The organism is Glutamicibacter sp. B1 (genome assembly GCF_039602135.1).
In the GTDB taxonomy this organism is placed as follows: domain Bacteria; phylum Actinomycetota; class Actinomycetes; order Actinomycetales; family Micrococcaceae; genus Glutamicibacter; species Glutamicibacter ectropisis.
This window is the reverse complement of the sequence record NZ_CP125942.1, coordinates 2,741,962-2,761,812: the sequence shown is the minus strand read 5'-3', so window position 1 is coordinate 2,761,812 and position 19,851 is coordinate 2,741,962. Positions and strand designations below refer to the sequence as shown.

Annotated in this window: 16 protein-coding genes; 11 read left to right on the top strand and 5 right to left on the bottom strand. The window is 54.6% G+C overall.

Features of this window, described 5'->3' with window-relative positions:
- The first annotated feature begins 48 nt into the window (after positions 1-48).
- From gcvH to QMQ05_RS12940, 6 genes are all read left to right on the top strand, one after another.
- Positions 49-429: a glycine cleavage system protein GcvH gene (gene gcvH / locus QMQ05_RS12965; RefSeq protein WP_345470620.1), complete on the top strand. Its 381-nt coding sequence runs from the start codon at positions 49-51 to the stop codon at positions 427-429.
- Positions 429-1,751 carry a serine hydroxymethyltransferase gene (glyA, locus tag QMQ05_RS12960; RefSeq protein ID WP_058256768.1) on the top strand — a complete coding sequence of 441 codons (1,323 nt, stop codon included), beginning with the start codon at positions 429-431 and terminating at the stop codon, positions 1,749-1,751. Before gcvH ends, glyA begins: the two co-directional genes overlap by 1 nt.
- A gap of 187 nt (positions 1,752-1,938) precedes the next feature.
- Entirely contained in the window at positions 1,939-3,348 is a 1,410-nt protein-coding gene (locus QMQ05_RS12955; RefSeq protein ID WP_345470618.1) for an L-serine ammonia-lyase, read from the top strand.
- A gap of 427 nt (positions 3,349-3,775) precedes the next feature.
- On the top strand, positions 3,776-5,134 hold the full coding sequence (gene mgtE / locus QMQ05_RS12950) for a magnesium transporter (protein ID WP_345470616.1): 1,359 nt from the start codon (positions 3,776-3,778) through the stop codon (positions 5,132-5,134).
- A gap of 67 nt (positions 5,135-5,201) precedes the next feature.
- Positions 5,202-6,311: an NADH:flavin oxidoreductase/NADH oxidase gene (locus tag QMQ05_RS12945; protein WP_345470614.1), complete on the top strand. Its 1,110-nt coding sequence runs from the start codon at positions 5,202-5,204 to the stop codon at positions 6,309-6,311.
- A gap of 140 nt (positions 6,312-6,451) precedes the next feature.
- Positions 6,452-7,582, top strand: coding sequence for a hypothetical protein (locus QMQ05_RS12940; RefSeq protein WP_345470611.1), 1,131 nt, complete (start codon positions 6,452-6,454; stop codon positions 7,580-7,582).
- A 100-nt stretch (positions 7,583-7,682) separates the two neighbouring features.
- Here QMQ05_RS12940 and QMQ05_RS12935 read toward each other — a convergent pair whose 3' ends face one another.
- A complete protein-coding gene (locus tag QMQ05_RS12935) occupies positions 7,683-8,882 on the bottom strand; it encodes a CPBP family intramembrane glutamic endopeptidase (protein ID WP_345470609.1) in 1,200 nt (399 codons plus the stop codon).
- Between the two features lie 243 nt (positions 8,883-9,125).
- On the opposite strand from QMQ05_RS12935, the gene QMQ05_RS12930 reads away from it, so the two are divergent.
- From QMQ05_RS12930 to QMQ05_RS12920, 3 genes are all read left to right on the top strand, one after another.
- Complete coding sequence (locus tag QMQ05_RS12930; RefSeq protein WP_345470607.1) at positions 9,126-10,268, top strand: YibE/F family protein; 1,143 nt, start codon at positions 9,126-9,128, stop codon at positions 10,266-10,268.
- A gap of 69 nt (positions 10,269-10,337) precedes the next feature.
- Positions 10,338-11,342: a metal ABC transporter solute-binding protein, Zn/Mn family gene (locus QMQ05_RS12925; RefSeq protein WP_345470605.1), complete on the top strand. Its 1,005-nt coding sequence runs from the start codon at positions 10,338-10,340 to the stop codon at positions 11,340-11,342.
- 20 nt (positions 11,343-11,362) lie between these two features.
- Complete coding sequence (locus QMQ05_RS12920) at positions 11,363-12,481, top strand: CDP-glycerol glycerophosphotransferase family protein (RefSeq protein WP_345470604.1); 1,119 nt, start codon at positions 11,363-11,365, stop codon at positions 12,479-12,481.
- 7 nt (positions 12,482-12,488) lie between these two features.
- Here QMQ05_RS12920 and QMQ05_RS12915 read toward each other — a convergent pair whose 3' ends face one another.
- From QMQ05_RS12915 to QMQ05_RS12900, 4 genes are all read right to left on the bottom strand, one after another.
- The gene (locus QMQ05_RS12915; protein WP_345470602.1) at positions 12,489-13,979 is read right to left on the bottom strand and encodes a gamma-aminobutyraldehyde dehydrogenase; all 1,491 of its coding nucleotides are present in this window, start codon (positions 13,977-13,979) and stop codon (positions 12,489-12,491) included.
- A gap of 43 nt (positions 13,980-14,022) precedes the next feature.
- Positions 14,023-15,468, bottom strand: coding sequence for an NAD(P)/FAD-dependent oxidoreductase (locus QMQ05_RS12910; protein WP_345470600.1), 1,446 nt, complete (start codon positions 15,466-15,468; stop codon positions 14,023-14,025).
- A gap of 217 nt (positions 15,469-15,685) precedes the next feature.
- Positions 15,686-16,063 carry a hypothetical protein gene (locus tag QMQ05_RS12905; protein ID WP_345470599.1) on the bottom strand — a complete coding sequence of 126 codons (378 nt, stop codon included), beginning with the start codon at positions 16,061-16,063 and terminating at the stop codon, positions 15,686-15,688.
- 16 nt (positions 16,064-16,079) lie between these two features.
- Positions 16,080-18,002 carry a primary-amine oxidase gene (locus QMQ05_RS12900; protein ID WP_345470597.1) on the bottom strand — a complete coding sequence of 641 codons (1,923 nt, stop codon included), beginning with the start codon at positions 18,000-18,002 and terminating at the stop codon, positions 16,080-16,082.
- A gap of 125 nt (positions 18,003-18,127) precedes the next feature.
- Between QMQ05_RS12900 and QMQ05_RS12895 the strand changes: the two genes are divergently transcribed.
- Together QMQ05_RS12895 and QMQ05_RS12890 are read left to right on the top strand one after the other, a co-directional pair.
- Positions 18,128-18,715 (top strand): TetR/AcrR family transcriptional regulator, encoded by a 588-nt coding sequence (locus QMQ05_RS12895; protein WP_345470595.1) that lies wholly within the window; start codon positions 18,128-18,130, stop codon positions 18,713-18,715.
- Positions 18,716-18,826: 111 nt separating this feature from the next.
- Positions 18,827-19,747, top strand: a complete 921-nt coding sequence (locus QMQ05_RS12890; protein ID WP_345470593.1) for a helix-turn-helix domain-containing protein — start codon at positions 18,827-18,829, stop codon at positions 19,745-19,747.
- Positions 19,748-19,851 lie beyond the last annotated feature (104 nt).

Sequence of the window (19,851 nt, the reverse complement as noted above, 5' to 3'; positions counted from 1 at the left end):
GTAGGGCCAAGCAAAACGCCCGCTTATTCCCTTGGGAGAGGAAATACCGTGAGTAAAGTTCTTTCGTCATTGCGCTACTCGGCAGAGCACGAGTGGCTGGACGCTTCATCCCCAGCTAAGGTCGGCATCACCCAGATCGCTGCAGACGCCCTGGGCGACGTGGTCTACGTGGACCTGCCAGAGGTTGGCGATGCGGTGACCGCAGGCGAAACCTGTGGCGAGGTGGAATCCACCAAGTCGGTTTCCGACCTGTACTCGCCAGTGACCGGCACCGTTGTTGCCATCAACGACGAGGCCGTTGACAACCCAGCAATCCTGAACGAAGACCCATACGGTGCCGGCTGGCTGTTCACCGTAGAGGTTACCGAAGAAGGTCCGCTGCTCTCTGCAGCAGACTACGCAAGCGCGAACGGTGGAGACGTCCAGTAATGAGCAACCAGACTTTTGAATCCCTAGCACCAGTGTCACTGACCCAGTCGCTAGCAGCCCTTGACCCAGAGGTCGCACAGCGCATCGACGCTGAACTGGCTCGCCAGCAGCGCGGTCTGGAAATGATTGCCTCGGAGAACCACACTGCTCAGGCTGTCATGCAGGCTCAGGGTTCGGTACTGACCAACAAGTACGCTGAAGGCTACCCAGGTCGCCGCTACTACGGTGGCTGCGAAGAGGTCGACGTCATTGAGACCCTGGCCATCGAGCGTATCAAGGAACTGTTTGGTGCAGGTTTCGCCAACGTTCAGCCTCACTCCGGTGCCCAGGCTAACGCTTCGGTCTACCACGCACTGGTTCGCCCAGGCGACACCGTACTGGGTCTGAACCTGGCACACGGTGGACACCTGACCCACGGTATGAAGCTGAACTTCTCCGGTCGCCTGTTCAACATCGTTCCTTACGGTGTGAACGAAGAGACCAACCTGGTGGACATGGACGAGGTCGAGCGCCTGGCCGTAGAGCACCAACCAAAGATGATCGTGGCAGGCTGGTCGGCCTACCCACGTCAGCTGGACTTCAAGCGATTCCGCGAGATCGCTGACAAGGTCGGCGCTTACCTGTTCGTGGATATGGCACACTTCGCAGGTCTGGTTGCAGCTGGTCTGCACCCATCGCCAGTGCCACACGCACACGTGGTTACCTCGACCACCCACAAGACCCTTGCCGGTCCTCGTGGTGGCATCATCCTGTCCAACGATGCTGAAATCGCCAAGAAGCTGAATTCCGCGGTCTTCCCAGGCCAGCAGGGCGGCCCACTGGAGCACGTCATCGCAGGTAAGGCAGTAGCCTTCAAGATTGCTGCTTCCGAAGAGTTCAAGGAACGTCAGCAGCGCACCTTAGCTGGCTCCCGCATTCTTGCTGAGCGTCTGAACCAGGAAGATGTTGCAGCTAAGGGCATCAGCGTACTGACCGGCGGCACCGACGTGCACCTGGTCTTGGTTGATCTTCGTAACTCGGAGCTTGACGGTCAGCAGGCAGAAGATCTGCTGGCACAGGTTGAGATCACAGTTAACCGCAACGCGGTGCCATTCGACCCACGCCCACCAATGACTACCTCGGGTCTGCGTATTGGTACCCCAGCATTGGCCACCCGTGGCTTCTCGGAGGCGGCATTCGCTGAGGTAGCTGAGATCATTGCTCAGACTCTGATCGCAGGTGCCGACGGCAATACCGCTGCCCTTCCAGAGCTGAAGGACCGTGTTCTGAAGCTCGCCGAGGCGCACCCACTGTACCCGGACCTGGCTAAGGTTTCCGAGTAACTTCTTCTTCGGAAGAGGCGGGCCCGGAAGGCGGAACATTCGCTTTTCGGGCCCGCAGTTTTTCACTTACAGAAAGTTCACCCAGTACCGCCTCATGCACGCGGATCAAGGGTGAGCCCTGACGTACCACACCATCTCTGGGGAGTGAGCACCCCGGATTACCGACGTTCTAAGGATGTGAGCTGCCATGTCGGTTAGCGTATTCGATCTTTTCTCGGTTGGCATTGGACCCTCGTCCAGCCATACCGTGGGGCCAATGCGTGCAGCGCACGCTTTTATTGCCCAAGTAATCCGTGAAGAGAAAATGGACGCCCTGGAAAAGATCCGGGTTGATGTCTACGGGTCTCTAGCTGCTACCGGTCGTGGTCACGGAACCTTTACCGCCATCATGTTGGGGCTGGAAGGTTTTGAGCCTGAAACGGTGCTCCCGTCCCAGGTTGATGAACGCCTGGAACAGATGGAAGCTACCGGTGTCCTGCAGCTGGCAGCGCAGTTAGGTCAGCGCAAGGACTTGACCTACGGCGTCGGTGACATGATCCAGCACCCTTTGACCGTGCTACCACGTCACACCAATGGTGTGAAGTTTGTGGCCCTTGATGCCCAAGACGAAGAACTAGTGAATGAAACCTTCTTCTCCGTGGGCGGTGGCTTTATCGTGCGCGAAGGCGCCGAAGAGCGTATTGAGAAGAACTTGGAAGAAAAGCTGCAGCAGCAGCCGTATCCTTTTACTACCGCAGCTCAACTGTTGGAGCATACAGAGACTACGGGTAAGTCTATTGCCCAGATCATGATGTCTAATGAGTTGGCATACCGTAGCCGTGAAGAAATCCGTTCCGGATTGATTCACATTTATCAGGTGATGGAAGACTGCAAGGACTCAGCTCTGGAGCGTACCGGGGTGTTGCCTGGTGGGCTGAAGGTTCGCCGCCGTGCCCCGGAATGGCATGAACGGTTGCGCAAGGAAGATAAGGACCGGGATCCTGTGTTTTGGCAGGAGTGGATCAACCTGGTGGCGTTGGCTGTTAATGAGGAAAATGCTTCCGGCGGCCGGGTGGTGACGGCACCGACTAATGGTGCTGCCGGTATTATTCCTGCGGTGTTGTTCTACGCTACGCATTATGCTCCGGGCGCTAAGTACTGGAATGAAGATGAGAAGCATGACGCTGTAGTTAATTTCTTGCTGACTGCTGGTGCTGTGGGTGTCTTGTATAAAGAGCAGGCGTCTATTTCTGGTGCTGAAGTTGGTTGTCAGGGTGAGGTCGGTTCTGCGTCGTCGATGGCGGCTGCTGGGTTGGCTGAGGTGCTGGGTGGAACCGCGGCACAGGTAGAGAACGCAGCCGAGATTGCAATGGAGCATAACCTCGGTTTGACCTGTGATCCTATTGGTGGTTTGGTGCAGATTCCTTGTATTGAGCGTAATGCGATTGCCGCTTCCAAGGCGGTGAACGCTGCGAAGATGGCGTTGATGGGTGACGGTGTGCATCACGTGACCCTAGACGAAGTAATCATCACGATGCGTGAAACGGGCAAGGATATGAGCGATAAGTATAAGGAAACGGCGATGGGCGGGTTGGCCGTCAACGTCGTCGAATGCTAGTCACTCGCTAAATCTTGTTTGAGGGAGGCCGGAAAATCCGGCCTCCCATCTCTCTCTTTAACACAAGATGTTTAATGTGAGATACGCCCTTGTTATTGGCCATTAGGCGACAACTTCTGATAGAACTAGCAATGTACGAAGCCTGAGACCACGCTTCGGAATCTTAGGAGGTGAGCTTCATGGACGGCAGTTCTAGTCGATCTATTTACCTACGAGCTCACCGCTTCCTTACTTCACGCTGAGCCTGAAAACCTTTCTTCAGGGCCTCGGTGAACGCCCTCGAGTTCGTAGCCTACCCACTATTGGTATGCGCCATTTCGTGCACGCAAATATTGACTGATTTATCACCCAGTTCCTGAGTGGAGAACGGTGAGTAGTTGCTTGTGAGGCCGAAAATTGCGCGCAACGAACGCATTGGACGACAACAATGTTCACCTTCGAATACGTAGACTTTTCAACTACTTCGCTAGAGATCCGCAGCCGCCTTACGAACGAGGATTTTCAGCCACTAGCCACCCTGCTACGGTCTCTTGATCTGGGACAGCTCATCAAACAAATTGAGGCGTTGAAAACTACCGACGCTGCAATTCTCTATCGGCTACTCGACAAAGAGCGCGCCTTAGAAGTTTTCCAAGACTTAGATACTGTAGTTCAAGCAGAACTCATCGAAAGTCTCCAGCAAGAAGCCGTGGTAGATGCTTTCGCCGCCCTTGAACCTGCCGATCGAGTTGCTCTGCTCGATGAGCTTCCAGCAACTGTCGCATCGCAACTACTTGTTGGACTAGACGCGCAGCAGCGTCAGGCCACCGCAGTGCTGCTCGGCTATCAAGACTCCAGTGTTGGACGGGTGATGTCGCCTCAAGTCATCACCACGCTACCTGATTTCACCGTAGGACAGACGCTAGAACGAATAACACCGCAACTTGGTGCAACGGAGCATGGCCACATCATCATGGTGGTTGACTCGACGCGTCGTTTCCTTGGTGCCCTGCGGCTCAGTGAGCTCCTTGGGCAGCCACGCAACCAGCGCGTATCTGCGATCAGCAAGGAACTACCTACAGCTCAGGCCGCGGAATCGGATATCCAAGCTGCCCGTCGAGCTGTAGACCGCCACTTAGACCTGATGCCGGTCCTAGATAACGAAGGGCGTCTGATTGGTGCGCTTCCCTTGAGCGATGCCATCGATCTATTGGAAGACGCCGAAGAATCACGCACTGCACGAAGCGCTGGAACTGAGCCTCTGTACCGTCCCTACCTTGGCACGCCTCTTCGGAAACTGGTGCGAGCCAGGATCGTCTGGCTACTCGTTTTGGCCATCGGCGCTACCTTGACTGTGAAGGTTCTTGCCACGTTCGAACAGACTCTAGAGTCCATGGTGGTCCTGAGCTTGTTTATTCCACTCATCGTTGGCATTGGCGGTAATACCGGTAATCAGGCAGCCACCACCGTGACTCGTGCTCTGGCCATGGGTGATGTGCGCGTGCGTGACTTGGGCCGTGTCATCTTCCGTGAAGTACGAATTGGGGCCTTGCTCGGGCTGTGCTTAGGAACCCTCGCCTTGATCATTGCTAGCGTGGCTTTTGAGCTGAAGGTTGGCCTGATCATTGGAATGACGCTCATTGTGTTGTGCGCCGTGGCGGCGGCCGTCGGCGGAGCTATGCCCATTATCGGAAAGTTCTTCAAAGCTGATCCTGCGGTGTTCTCGAATCCATTCATTTCCACCTTCGTGGACGCAGCTGGACTGATTGTTTACCTTAGCGTTGCGGTCATAGTGCTCGGTCAGTGACGTATCCAGCAGATGGACACGAATCTTGCCTCGGAATAAACGAGTCGACCCCAACGTCACAATAGGTATGCCTCAAAGCAAACTATTTTCTGAAGTCACCATCCCTACTAAGAGCGGAGCAGGACTGCAGCTTCGCAATCGTGTAGTCCTGCCTCCGATGTGCCAGTACGTGGTCGCACAGCGCGATGGCATTCCAACCACTTGGCAGCTAACGCACCTAGGTTCCATGGCGCACGGCGGTTTTTCCTTGATCATCACCGAGGCAACCGCCGTTGCGCCAGAGGGGCGTATCTCGGATCGAGACACGGGACTGTGGAATGAAGAACAGGTCGAAGCCTGGAAACCCATTACCCAGTACATTCGTTCCCATGGAGCAGCCGTTGGTGTACAGCTGGCCCATGCCGGTGCCAAGGCTTCCACCTACGGTTGGCTGGAAGACATTGAGGCAGCAGGAAAAGTTGGCAGTATTAGTGATGAAGACGGCGGTTGGGAAACTTTCAGTGCCTCGTCCACCGATATTTTTGGCCTCAAACCAGCAACGGCCATGAGCATTGAACAGATCCAAAAATCTGTGCAGGACTGGGCACGAGCCGCCCAGCGTGCCGACGTCGCCGGGTTTGACCTGATTCAGATTCACGCGGCCCACGGATACCTGATCCACCAATTCCTCTCACCACTAAATAACCAACGCACCGATGAATATGGTGGAAGCTTCGAAAACCGCACTAGGTACTTGCGTGAACTTGTCAGCGCTATTTCTGCAGTGTGGCCAGAAGATAAGGCGTTAGGTATTCGCTTCTCTGGCGAAGACTGGCTGGAAGGAGGATGGCGTCTGGAAGACACAGTGAAATTGGCGAAGGAAATGTATGACCTAGGAGTTCGTGCCTTCGATCTGTCCAGCGCAGGGATCGGCGCGTATGCCGGCCCGACCGGACCTGGCTATCAAGTGCCTCTGGCCCAGGCAGTCAAACAGGCTCTTCCGGAAGACGCCTTCGTTACGGCCGTTGGTGCGATTACCGATGCAATTCAGGCGGAGCAAATTGTCGTGACTGGACAAGCCGATGGTGTGAGTATCGGACGAGCGGCTTTGGGCAACCCGCAGTGGCCGAACCACGCCGCGCAGCAACTTGGTGCCAAGAAGGCTTACCCAGTGCAGTACTGGCGTGGTCGCTGGTAAAAGTTGAAGGGATGCTGACTTTCTTCCAAACCACAGGTTAGTTTCTGGTTACCTCTTCCAGCCACTGAATAGTGATGTTAGGTTAGAGCCACGGATCTAGTCGCAACGCGGCCAAGGGTCGCGTGCGGAAGGGAGTCAGCATGGCACTACGCGCGGATTCTAATGGAATCGACGCTTCGCTCTATCGAAGGAATGGTTCGTGGAGCACCGCTCTGGTGGACGCTTCACTGGGCACGACGGCCGCTCAAGAAGCTGCCGACCGGCTCCCGGAAGATGTTGCCAAATTGCTGAAGTCTCAACAAGCCCAGGCAGAAGATGTCCAAGCACTCATCGGCGCTTTAGATCCTGCGGAGGGTCTGCGAGCACCGGTTGCACGGTTTGTTGCGGTTCATGCTGGCGAAGTTGTTCTCAACGAAATCATTCCTGGACTCAAGGTTCAAAGTCCAACGGTGGATGTAGGACCATTCCCGAATTTCACCGCGTTGGCCCGTGCTCGCGGTGGTTCCTTTTCTTACCTGGTCGCTGAGGTCGGCAAGGACGGTGGCGAGGTCTATCTATATAACACCACGTCACCGGAACGTGTCACCAGCCAAGGAATCGTCGGGTTACCCGAAGAAATTCACCATGCCCGTAAGGTCCCCGGCGAATATGATCAGCCCAAGGCGCAGGCAGCCGCGGATGAAATGGTCCGCAGAAACGCAGACGAAGTGGCCGGGCTCATTAAAAAGATGGCAGCCGAGAACTACGTTCGACTGATCGTGATCTCCGGGGACATCAAAGCTCGAGAGGCAGTTATTGCTCAAATACCGGCAACCCTCAAAGAATATGTAGAAGTCATTGATTCGCACACTCGAACAGGTGGCGCAGACGTAAAGCAGGTAGATGCGCAGATCAGCAAACTGATCGAGGATGTGAAGAGTAAAGCCCTGGCTGATTTAGAGGCGAAAGTTGCTGAGCAATCGGGTAACGGTCGTTCCCTCTTGGCGGTCGGACTCGATGAAGTGGTGACCGCTTTACAGTCGGCCCAGGCTGAAACTGTTCTGGTTGGGCAGTACCAAGATGAGCATACTTTGCGTGCATTGAGTGCTGAACCTTGGCTTGCGCATCAGGATGGGGATGACCACGCAGAACTCGTGGCTGGCGAATGGCCGGCACCGGAGGTGCTCTTGCGGGCTACCGCTCTGACTGACGCCACGATCCGTTATGTTCCGGATTCTGTCATTCCAGATGGCGCAGGTATCGCGGCCTTGCTGCGCTGGGCTAAGTCCTAACACTGAATAAAAATGAGAATTGGGTTCGTTCCACAAAATCGTGGAACGAACCCAATTCTCCGTGTGACCCTGACCTAGCGCCAGATGATTACTTCTCTAACTAACGATCATGATTCTCTGGAGGAGTTCCAGATGTATCAGTTGGGGGAGCTGGAGGAGCTGCCGGGTATCCACCTGCCGGTGGGTATCCAGGAGCTGGTGGGTAGTTCTGCGGGTAAGGCGGTTGTGCCTGCTGAACCGATGGATCCATTGGGGGAGCCCAATAGGCCTGTGGCTGGTGATACATTGGCTGGGCCATTGGCCACGGCTGCAATAGTGGTGGCTTTGTCGCTGCAGGGATGGGTCCTGCCGTGCGAGCCACCTTGTTCTTATCGGACAGCTTGACCAAAACATACGTTAGTGCAGCAGTGAAAAGAACCGAGAAGATCAGGGACGTCGCGCTGGAGGATGAAGCATTCATATCAATTTGGCCCATCGCTCCGAGTAGGAACAGGAAGGTGTTATTGATGATGTGCATGGCCATTGCCGCTTCCAATCCACCGGTGCGCCATGAAAGATATCCGGCGGCGATGGCGAATGCGCTTACGTCTAAAAGACCATAAACGTCATAGAGGTGGCCGAAGGTAAACAGCGGCACAGGTAGAAGAATGGCAAAGAGGGGGTGCTTTAGCCAGCTACCGATGACCTGCATCATTGCGCCGCGGAACACCAGTTCTTCGGCAGCGCACTGTAAGGGCGTTAGCAAGATGACCAGTAGGGCGAAGAACAATGGATCTGCTGGGACTTTCGTTGGGCTCAGATCAGTTTGTTCTCCAACCCCGGCAGCCGATAAAGCAAAATTCAGCGCAAAATACGCGGCAAAAAGTAGGGCACTGGTGCCAATAGCTATCCCGAACCAGCGCCAGCGCAATTTTCCAGCGACGGAAATGAGTAATCCGACCGGTTTTGATCCGAGTAGGAGATAAGCCAGATAGACCGCGGGAATCATGATGATCAACGACGCCATGGTCATGGCGAACTCAATAGGCGACGTCATATCGAGCTCGGCTTCGATAGCCATCGAGTCTGTTGCCCCACTGGTGTCAGCTGCCCAGGTTGCTGGATTAACTAATGCGGCGACAAAGATAATCAGCATCGCAACGATAAGCAGTGCGAAGTAGAACCCGATTCCAGTTCCGGCAAAAGCTAAGGGACGCCACCAACGGTAGTCATGATTACGGCGCAACAGTCGATGGAAAGAAAAACTTTGTTCCTCCTTGGCCAGAGGCACCGGTGGAGGCAAGTAGTGTGGCGAGCTCATAGCTCAATTCTCTCGCTGATTCTTCCTAGCGACATGAACCTTACGGAGGATTTATTGATCATCCCAAGGTAGTCAGCACGGTGCTCTTAGACTTGGAACAGACGATTCGCCTTTATTGATTTGGAGTCAGACCCTGTGGGCCACCACCATGACGAACCGATTTTGCAAGATCCCCGACGCCGACGGAGAGCCTCAATAATCCTGTGGGCGTTGCTAGCGCCCATTGGCGTGCTGGCGATGGTTATGGTGATTGTCCTTTGGCCGCAAGGAACCTATAACAAGTTTGCCTTGGACGGCTCCATGGATACCGCCGGTGGCGCCACCATGGCTACCGGAACGGTAACCCGAAGTGAAGTGGAAACTTGTCCTTCGTCCCAAGGCTTAGAAGATGTGGGTGGCAAGACGCTGGAATGCACTGTCACTTACGTCATGCCAGCTTCGGGCGGAGCAGAGATCCAAATGGAGATTCCACCGGAAATGTTGCAATCGCGGGATGCTCGTCCCGGTGACACGCTACGTTACTTGGATCTTTCTCAGGTGGATACCACGAGCGGTAGTCCTTACGTTTTTGTGGACTTTGTGCGCACCTTGCCGATGGCTCTCTTGGCTATTGCCTACGGAGTCGTGGTCGTGCTGGTGGCTGGTTGGCGTGGTACCCGCGCGGTCATTGGTCTAGTTGGTGGCATTGCGTTCATGATCTTCTTTATGGTTCCGGCGCTCATTGAGGGCGGGAATCCTGTGCTGGTCGGACTGACCGGTGCCACGGCGATCATGTTTGTGGCGTTGTATTTTGCTCATGGGCTCAATGCGAAAACCTCAACAGCATTACTTGGAACACTCTTTGGTTTGGGCGTGACTGCCGCCTTGATTTTGTGGTTGACGGATGAGGCTGCATTGACTGGCGCTAACAGTGAGTCGGCGATGACCCTGTCGACGGTGGCACCGCAAATCTCCCTACCTGGTTTGCTGATCTGCGGTGTGCTGATCGGTGGCATGGGTGTGCTCAACGATGTCACCATCACGCAGTCAGCCACCGTGTGGGAACTGGCGGAAACCTCACCTAAGGCAACGGCTAAAGAATTGTTCTTCCGTGGGATGCGTATTGGTCGTGACCATATTGCTTCTACGGTCTACACCATTGCCTTTGCCTATGCTGGTGCGGCCCTGCCAATCTTGGCCATCGCGGCCATGAGCAATCAGGGATTTGGTGTGACTTTGAGCTCTGGGGAGATGGCCGAGGAAGTTATTCGGATTCTGATTGGTTCTATTGGATTGGTACTAGCAATTCCGGTCACCACGGCCATTGCGGTCATGGTGGTGAAGGCTACTGGTACGGGCGGAGCACATGGCAAACGGTCCTTGTATGCCACCAATGTAGACGCCTAGGTGCGAACGGTTCTCAAAAGTAATGTAGAATTGTTCTCAATAGCAACCCTGTTTAGATGGAGAACGCGCATGAAGAAATATCGCTCATTGCTTGCATTGGCCGTAGCTGTACCGGCAGCCGGGATGGTCCTCGTGGGCTGTGCGGGGAGCAGTGGCGAAGCGACTGAAGCAGATTCATCTGCGGTCAAAGTGGTTGCAACTACCAACGTGTACGGCCAAATTGCCCAAGCCGTGGGTGGCAATACCGTGAGCGTCAGCGAGATCATCACCTCGGCCGCCCAGGATCCGCACTCCTATGAGCCGACCACCCGTGACAAGCTCTCCATTTCCGAGGCAAACGTTGTTCTTGCAAACGGCGGAGGATACGACCCGTTCATGGATTCGCTGGTTCAGTCCTTGCCCAGCGATCAGGCCTCGAACGTCGAGTTGATTCACGCGGTGGACACTTCTCCTATTGCCAAAGAGCATGAGGAAGAAGAAGGACACGAAGACGAGAGCGCTGAAGAACATGCCGAACATTCCGACGAGGAATCACATGAAGGCCATGATCACGCAGGGTACAACGAGCACATCTGGTATGACCTAGATTCAATGTCTGCCCTGGCTGATGAGCTAGCGACGACCTTCGGCAAGGCTGACGCTGCCCACGCAGAGCAGTACACAAAAAATGCTGAAGAATTCAACGCCGGCATTAAAGACCTGCAGACCCAACTCAGCGACGCCAAGCTTGAGGGCAAAAAGTTCATCATGACTGAACCTGTTCCATTCCATCTTCTAGATGATGCTGGCATGGAGGATGTCACCCCTGAAGGTCTGAGCGAAGCCATCGAAGAAGGCGAAGGTATCGCTCCGACGACTCTCAAGAAAGCTCAGGACGAGCTGAAGGAGGGCAAGACTGATATTTTGGCCTACAACGTGCAGACCGAAGGTAGTGAAACCAAGACTCTGAAAAAGAACGCAGAGTCCGCTAAGGTGCCTGTCGTCGACTTCGCGGAAACCATTCAGGATGATTCCAACTACTTGGATTGGATGAAATCCAACATTTCCAACTTGGCTTCCGCGATCAACGGCTAACAGGTACGTAGACTACATGTATGGCATTGATTCCTTCCCAAATTAATCAGGCGACTGGTAAGGCACGCGCTTTGATCGCTGAGCGATCGGTGCGAGCAGAAATAGCCAAAGGCCAACGGGAAATACAACAAGCCGACCATGTAATTTTCTTTGCCGAAGGCCCCGGCCAATTCTACCAATTAGGTGTCTGGCTGGGGACCTTCGAGCGTCTTGCTCAACAGGGCCTGCGCATTGGCCTAGTACTGATGGATTCACTCTCCGCGCGACAAGCGTTGAAGGCCAGTGAATTGCCAATATTGTTCACGCGTTCCATAGAACAAATCGAGTCAAAGCTGCGTGACTGGAACACCAAGTCGATTAGCTACGTGAACAATGCCCAACGAAACTTCACCATGCTTCGCTTCAACGGGCCAGCGCATATTCACCTCAACCATGGTGAGAGTGAAAAAGCCTCGATGGTTTCAAACCAACTCAAAGCCTATGATTACGCCTGCGTTGCCGGTGAAGCAGCGGTAGAACGTATCACGGAGAATATTTCTCGCTTCGATTCTTCCCACCTAGTGCAGATCGGACGCCCCCAGCTCGATGCTCTTGAACCGGCCCCAGCATCGGAGAAGATCCGAGTCCTCTACGCCCCGACATGGGAAGGCGACTCGCAAGCAATGGCCTATTCCTCCGTCATTAAGCTAGGTGAAAGAATCCTCGCACAGCTGGTCAATGATGACCGTTTTGAAGTGCGCTTCCGCCCTCATCCCAAGACCGGCGATATCTCCGCCGAAGCGAAGAAGACCGTCGCAAGCTTACAAACTAGGTTCGAATCAACCCTGGATCCGGTTAGTGATGCCTCGCAATCCTTAGTCTGGGCCGACGTAGCCATCTGCGATACCTCCGCTATGGCCTACGATGCAGTGGCCCTCAACATTCCCTTACTGCTCGCTGCTGAACGGCCGAGCAAACTTCGTGACGGGTTGCCTATGGACCAACAATTGGGCAACGCCAACGGCCTGGCAGACCGCGTCGCGAAACTGGCTGCTGGTGGAGTCGCTGGACAACAAAAACAGCTGGCCCAGTACTTCTTCGCCACCACCGAGCCGGGGATGGCGACGAAAAAACTGAACCAGCTGCTTTCTGGACTGTAGCGGCTACCTACCGTTCTTTGAAAACGGTGTCCTGCCAACCGCGATGAGACGCAGGATCGTGGGACAACATCACGTGCTTGACGTTGGTGTATTCATCAAAGGAATACTGACTCATATCCTTGCCCATGCCCGAGGCTTTGTAACCACCATGAGGCATGTCAGAAACGATGAGGATATGCTCATTAATCCACACGCAACCTGCCTGGATCTGCGCGCTGGCCATCATCGCGCGATCCACATTCTTCGTCCACGCGCTGGCAGCCAAACCGTAAGGCGTGTCATTAGCCAGATCAATAGCTTCCTGATCGGTATCAAAGGGTAAAGCCACCAATACTGGTCCGAATACTTCGTCCTGAACAATTTCTGAATCTTGCGTGGCGCCAACTAGTAGCGTCGGGCGGTAGTAGAACCCCGCACGTTCCTCACGCCGTCCACCGGCCAGGACTCTGGCACCGTCTTGTTGAGCGCGTTCCACCATGGCTGAAACCTTCTCCAGGTGTGCTTCGCTAATGAGTGAGCCCATATCCGTATTTGGATCGCTCGGATCTCCTACCACCATTGATTCCATCAGCTGGGACACGCGGGAAGTGAATTTTTCGAATACGGAAGAATGCACATACGCACGCGTTGCTGCAGTGCAGTCCTGACCAGCATTAATGGTGGAGCCGGCAACTGCGCCGTGGGCCGCCGCCTCGATATCGGCATCGTCAAAGACGACAAACGGGGCCTTGCCACCAAGTTCCAGATGAACACGATTTCCACGTTCGGCAGCCATCGACATGATCTTTAGACCCACCGCGGTGGAACCGGTGAAGGAGGTCATTTTCACCAGGCGATGGCGTACTAGGGCACTGCCAACAGTGGGTCCATCGCCGCAGATCACATTGATGACACCATCAGGTAGGCCCGCATCCTTGGCTGCCTTAGCAAAAAGCATTGAGGTACCTGGAGTGAGCTCACTAGGTTTGAGCACAATGGTATTTCCTGCTGCGATGGCTGGTAGAACCTTCCAAGCAGCCATTTGCAGTGGGTAGTTCCAGGGGCTGATCGAGCCAATGACGCCGATAGCTTCGCGACGGATCATGGACGTCGTGTTTCCTGCGTAGTCGCCAGTGGCCAAACCCTGCAGGTTTCTGGCAGCACCAGCAAAGAAATTCACATTGTCGATAGTTCCAGGAACATCAAACTCTGTGGACATCCGAATGCTTTTACCGGTTTGCGCGGTTTCCACCTGCGCCAGTTCTGCGGCGTGCACCTCAAGTTCGCGGGCGAAAGCTAAGAGATGATCTGAGCGTTCCCCGGGGGTGAGCGCTGACCACGTCGTATACGCCTGGGCTGCGGCCTCTACTGCCTGATCTACTTGTTCAATACTGGCCGTGTCGACCTCAAGTAGGAGCTCGCCCGTGGCGGGGGAGACGCGCTGCAACAAAGGTCCCTGTCCGCGAACCTGTTGTCCGCTAATGAACTGGTGCCCCAGCGATGGGTTGTAGAAATCCATGGTTATTCTCCTTGGGGTGTTCAATTGGTGAGTGATTTTGTCATTAGGAATCGAACCCCATCCCGATCTTGTCCATGAGCTTCAAGAACAGGGGGCGTTTTCCTTCATTGTGATCAGCCTTGATCAGCTGATTTGTCATGACCTTGACTCCCAGCCAGGCTGCAGGCTCTGGCGGGAAAGCAATGGGTTTGGTGCGAACCATTTCCAGCTCTGTGAGTTCAGTTTTCTGACCAGAGAGCAGGTCCAGCATGACCTTGGCACCGAAACGTGTTGCGCCTACACCTAGGCCAGTAAATCCTGCACAGTAGGCAACCTTGCCACCGTGGGTGAGATCGAAGAAGGAGAAGAAGCGCGAGCAGGTATCGATGGCCCCACCCCAAGCATGGGAAAATTTCACCTCGGTCAGCTGAGGGAAACTTCCAAAGAAGTGGGCAGCTAACTTGTTGAATGTCGGCGGATTATTGTCGTAGCTGGAGCGTACTTTTCTACCGAAATGGTAGAGGGCATCGTAACCGCCATAGAGGATTCTGAAATGTCCTTCAGCATCAATCGTTGGCCGCGAATAGTGGAATCGGTTATTCATGTCGGCTAGACCAACCATCTTCTCCCAACCGATCGCTTTGCGCTGTTCTGCGGAGAGCGGTTCGGTCATCAACGCGTAGTCGTAGACCGGGATGATGCCGGATCGATGGCGAGCCAATAGCGAAGGGAAAACATTGGTTGCCAAGGCCACGCGATTTGCCGTGATCTGGCCGTCAGCAGTGAGTACTACTACTCCCTTGTCGGCATCTCGAAGTTCTAACGCGTGGGTATGTTCGTAGATTTCTACGCCGAGTTGGCGACAAACCCGCGCAAGTTCCCACGCTAACTTGGCGGGGTGAACCAGCGCGGTGGACTGGTGGTCCAATGCTCCAGCCAAAAAATCAGGTGAGTTGATGACGGATTTAACTTGCTGCTCATCAAGGAAGTCCACCCCTGGCGCCACGGACTCTTCGGCCGCCCACGATACCTGATGCGCTTCGGTAGCAACGTTGAGTACGCCCTGCCGCACAAAATCGACATCCATAGAGTACTTCTGGATCGTGGCCTCGATTTCATCGAGGTTTTGTGCGCCAAGCTGCGTGAGCAACGCATTTTCCTTGGGCAGGTGGTTTTCGCCGTTAGCTTCTCCATGAACGAGCGAAGCTTCGCAGAATCCGCCGTTTCGTCCAGAAGCCGCCCAGCCAATGCGCTGGCCTTCAATGAGGATTACCTGTCGTTGTGGGTCTCGTTCTTTGGCCTGCAGGGCGGTCCATAACCCGGTATATCCGCCACCAACGATAAGTAGGTCAGTGGTGATAGAACCATGCAGCGACGCATGAGGTTCTGGGCGTTGTTCGTGATCCAGCCAGTAACTTATGTGTTTTGCTGATTCCAGCGATTGTGCAATGAGTTCTGAAGACACTTCAGATTCATGGCGATCAAAAGTGAGTTGATATTGGGTACCCATGGTTTCTTTCCTTGATCAATAGCTGAGTTGTAAACGAGCTATTGAGTCAAAGGAACGACCATGGGGCCTTGAGGTTTTGTGGTTTGCTGGGCACACAGGATGCCAGTTGAGAGCCAGACGGCGATCAAGGCTTATCCCTCTTCTCAGCAAGATACCCGCAAATTGAATGTAATTCATTACTTATCTAATCCTGCGGATATTCACCTGTCAATAGAAATCAACAATGCGACGAGCCTCGGTGCTGAGCATGGCCAAGGAGAGCAGCGAAGAACATGACAACAAATTCGCCCACCGCCATGAGCAACATGAGACTCCCGTGCATCGAGGCATGCGCCGTAGCTGAATGATGATGGGTACCCAGCCACGGCATACCCAGCGCCATCACAACATGAAGCATTCCCATGACCGCGCTCATGACCAATAATTTCTGGGGTGCAGCGCCCTGCCAAACGCCCCACGCGCATTTGCCACACCACAGCGTCATCACTACCAACAACGCCATCCACCACAGTGAATGTGGAAGAAGGATCAGCGCAAACACATGGAGGAGGGCTAAGCCTCCGGCGGCCAATCCGAGCACGCGATGTGCAGACAATGGCCGCCGGGAATCGCTAGTCGTTATTGCCGCAACAGCCATCGGAAGCCTGAGTTGAGCAACAACCGTGTGCAGCAGGTGCAGGAACGTCGAGCACGGGGGAACGATCAAAGAACCCTTCGGGGCGGATGGTGAAGCCGACAGTGTCGACCGGCATCATTGGCCAGTCCTCGGTGCGCGGGAAATGTGTCAACGCGAAGGTATGCCAGAGGCTAATCTGCTCGCCATCGATATTCTTGTCATCCTCGATCCATGAGCCGATTCCGTCAACGCCAGGATTTTGATTCACGAAGTCACCGGTGGGGTAGCGGTGCGCCGCATCGCGTTTGGTCACCCAAAGTGCCTTCGAGGCGAACTCGGCACGGCGGTGGATCGAGGACCCCTCCGCGGCGAGCAACGTGGGCAGTCCTTGGGACATGAGCTTGTAGCCTACCGGCTTGCCCAAGTAGTTCTTTGATTCGGGGTTAGTTACTACCCAGGTGCGGCCAGCGTTGAGGTTATTCTCGCGTACCGCTTGCTGTTCAGTAGCTAAGACGGTGTGGCTGCGGGTAAAGGCATTGCCTCGAGGATTCTCGTCACTGATGGGTAGCCGAACGGCCTCTTCTTCGATGACCCGGCTAGGGCCGGAATCTAGGGCGAAGTCCAGGCGGGCTCCAAAAATGTGCTGATGGAAAGGAGCGCCAAGGCCGGGTGCCATTTCGGATGCGAAGCGATCATCGAGCATCGCCGAGGTGAAAACGATGCCCGTAGCCTTCGCCTCAAATTCGATGGTGCCATCGAGGTAGAGGTACCAGTAGAAGCCGTAGTCGTAGTTGCCCACGGTGGTGAAGAAGCTGATCACCAAGCGGCGGTTGCGTCGCGTGTATTTCACACCAGACCAATCATCAGCATGCTTGGAGAGAATGGATGCATCTTCCTCGTGCATGCAGATACCGTTGGTGATCGTTTGGGCGTTGCCATCTGCGTCGGTGACAACAGGGGAGATGTAGTGAATTTCGCCTAAGCAATCGCAGCCGAGTTCCAGCGAATTTGCCAGGCGACCGATGAGGTACTCGCCGGTGTCGAAGTAGTTTTGCCAGCTACGCACCGGTGAAGGGTCGCCGTAAGGGACCACCATTTCAGCGATCGAAGCGCGATCCAAAATGCGTCGGTTTACGCCCTTGTCGTTGAACCCGATGTTGTAGAGCACCAAACCTTCACGCATATCAAAGCCAACATCAAGGGACCACTTTTCCCACTCGACGTGATTGCCCTCGGTGACGGTGAAGCTCACGCCCTCGGGCTGAGTGATTTCGATGGGCTTTTGCGTGGTGCGAATCGGGCCAGTGAGGTCCGGGTCGGTGTAGTTACCGTGAGTTTCAGGCACTGGGACGATGTCAAGATCCAGGAGGCGGTCGACCTTCTGGGCGATGGTGTCGATGTAAACGACGAGTCCATCGACCGGGTGAGCCCACGCGGAGTCTTCGGCAAAGTCCTGTCGGAAGGCCAGCCCACGCAGGATGCGGCGTCCTGATTCGTCGGGGTATTCATTGTCATAGACACCGGCGGAAAGTGGCGCAACCCGGACCTGGGAAGGTACCAGATCGCGTTTGGCTAGGGCGGCAGACCATTGTGGATCCGTGCTGAGAATGGATTCAACCATTTCGAACTCTTCAAGCAATACCGGCATTTGCCCCACTTTTGAGGGGGCAAGGTTGAGCACAGATACTACGCTGCGCTCGCTCAAGTTCAGGACGATGTCCTGTGGCGAATTGGTGAGCTTGTCCAGGAGCATGATGCGGACAAATCGGCCGGGGCGTGATTCCTGCGGGTCTTCGAGTCCGAGGTAGGCGATACGCGTGTTCTCACCGAAAAGGCGATTCTCGACCAGGAGCTCTTTAGTCAGGGTAATTTCTGCTTCGCTGAGCAAAGTGAAATCTGTGGTCTCTTGGATGGGCATGCGCCAGACTCCTTCGAATGTGTGACCTACGTCAATTATTATTCTATGGATGTAGAGAATACGGAGGCGTTCAGTATTGCGCAACCCTTTGGGGTGAAGAAACTAAAAATAGATACTCTTGTGTCATGCCAAAAATCGTTGATCATGACCAGCGTCGGAAAGAGATCGTAGAGGTCACCTGGCGGTTCATTGCCCGCGAGGGCATCGACAAAATGAACCTTCGTGACTTGTCAGCTGCGGCCGGGTATGCCAATGGGGCCTTTAAGCCCTACTTCCCAACACGCGACGCGCTGCTGGTGGCGACCTTCAACTATGTCGCTGACGCTACGAACCGGCGAATTCAAAAGAACACGGCCGAACTTCAGGGGTTGGAGGCGATTCAAGCTTTCGCGCGCGAAGTGCTCCCGCTAGATGAGTTGCGTAGAAATGAAGCGCGCATTGCCGTTCATTTTTGGCACCTGGCCCTGGGGGATCTGAAATTAGCCGAGGTCAATGCAGCAACCATGGATCATTGGCGTACGATGCTCGATGACTGGCTCAAGCAAGTCTTCAGTAATGAAAACAACCATGTGCAAATGGCACGTGATTCAATGATCAGCTTCCTCATGGGTGCCCAAGTGGGCAGCGTATTGGATGCCGAAGTGAACACTGCGCCACTATTGGAGCAGCAGTTGCAGTACCAGCTGGAGCTACTGGCTACGTTGAGCCGGTAGGTTACAAAACGATTTTCTCGGGTTGCAGAAAATAGTGACAATCCGTGTTCCCGAGCGTACCCTCAAGTGTGACGCCTAGCACTTTATGTGGGCGTTATGGGGAGGGAACGTATGTATCAAATCCAGCACGTTGATTCGTTTACGGCGTGGTCTCGGCTTATTTCTGACGCTTTCGTACAGCTTCGAAGTGAACAGGTCACCGGTGGTCATTTCTCAGCATCGCTAGGCATGAATATGCTCGGCGATATCGGACTGATGCGAATCAACGCTCGCCCTCACGCGGTGCAACGAACCACCGACCTCACCAACAGCGGCGACGGTGAATTCTACAAAGTCTCCTACCAGCTTGATGGGTACGGATTGCTACTTCAAGACGGACGCGAGACCGTTCTAGCGCCCGGGGACTTGGCTATCTATGACACCCAGCGCCCCTATACATTGGCCTTTGAGAAGCCAGCCACGATCATTGTTGCCCTCATACCTCATCACCAATTTCGGTTGTCCACTGAACAGGTCGGGCAGGTGACGGCTCTAGCGCTGAAAAGTAACCATCCATTATCTGGAACTGTTGCACCGTTGATGAACCACTTAGGAACTAACTTGGCTCAATGGGATGAGTTTGGTGGTTATCCTTTGGCGCGAAATACCGTTGATCTCCTCGCTACCGCACTGGGTGGAGTTCTTGGCCTGGAAACAGTTGCTGATACTAAATCTAGGCAACGCGAAAAGATCACTGCCTACATCGATCATCACCTGGGTGACGTCGAACTAGATCCCGCTCAAATCGCTGCGGCCCACTTCATCTCGGTTCGCACTTTGCATTCGTTGTTTGAAAACCAGCCCTACAGTGTTGCTGCACTGATTCGCCACCGCCGGCTAACCGAGGCATCACGTTTATTGCGTGACCCTTTACTGTCAGCCCTCTCAGTTCAGACCATTGGCGCTCGCGTAGGTATCGCCGATGCTGCGGGTTTCAGTCGCATGTTCTCCAAAGAGTTTGGTTGCACTCCCGGCAAGTACCGTTCGCAGTAGTGAGACTTGGCGCACACTCGTGCGCTGGGAGGCAATGAGCCTGCACCCAATGACAACACGAAATCAGCGGTGCTAGAGATCCTAGAGAGCACAACTTATATCTT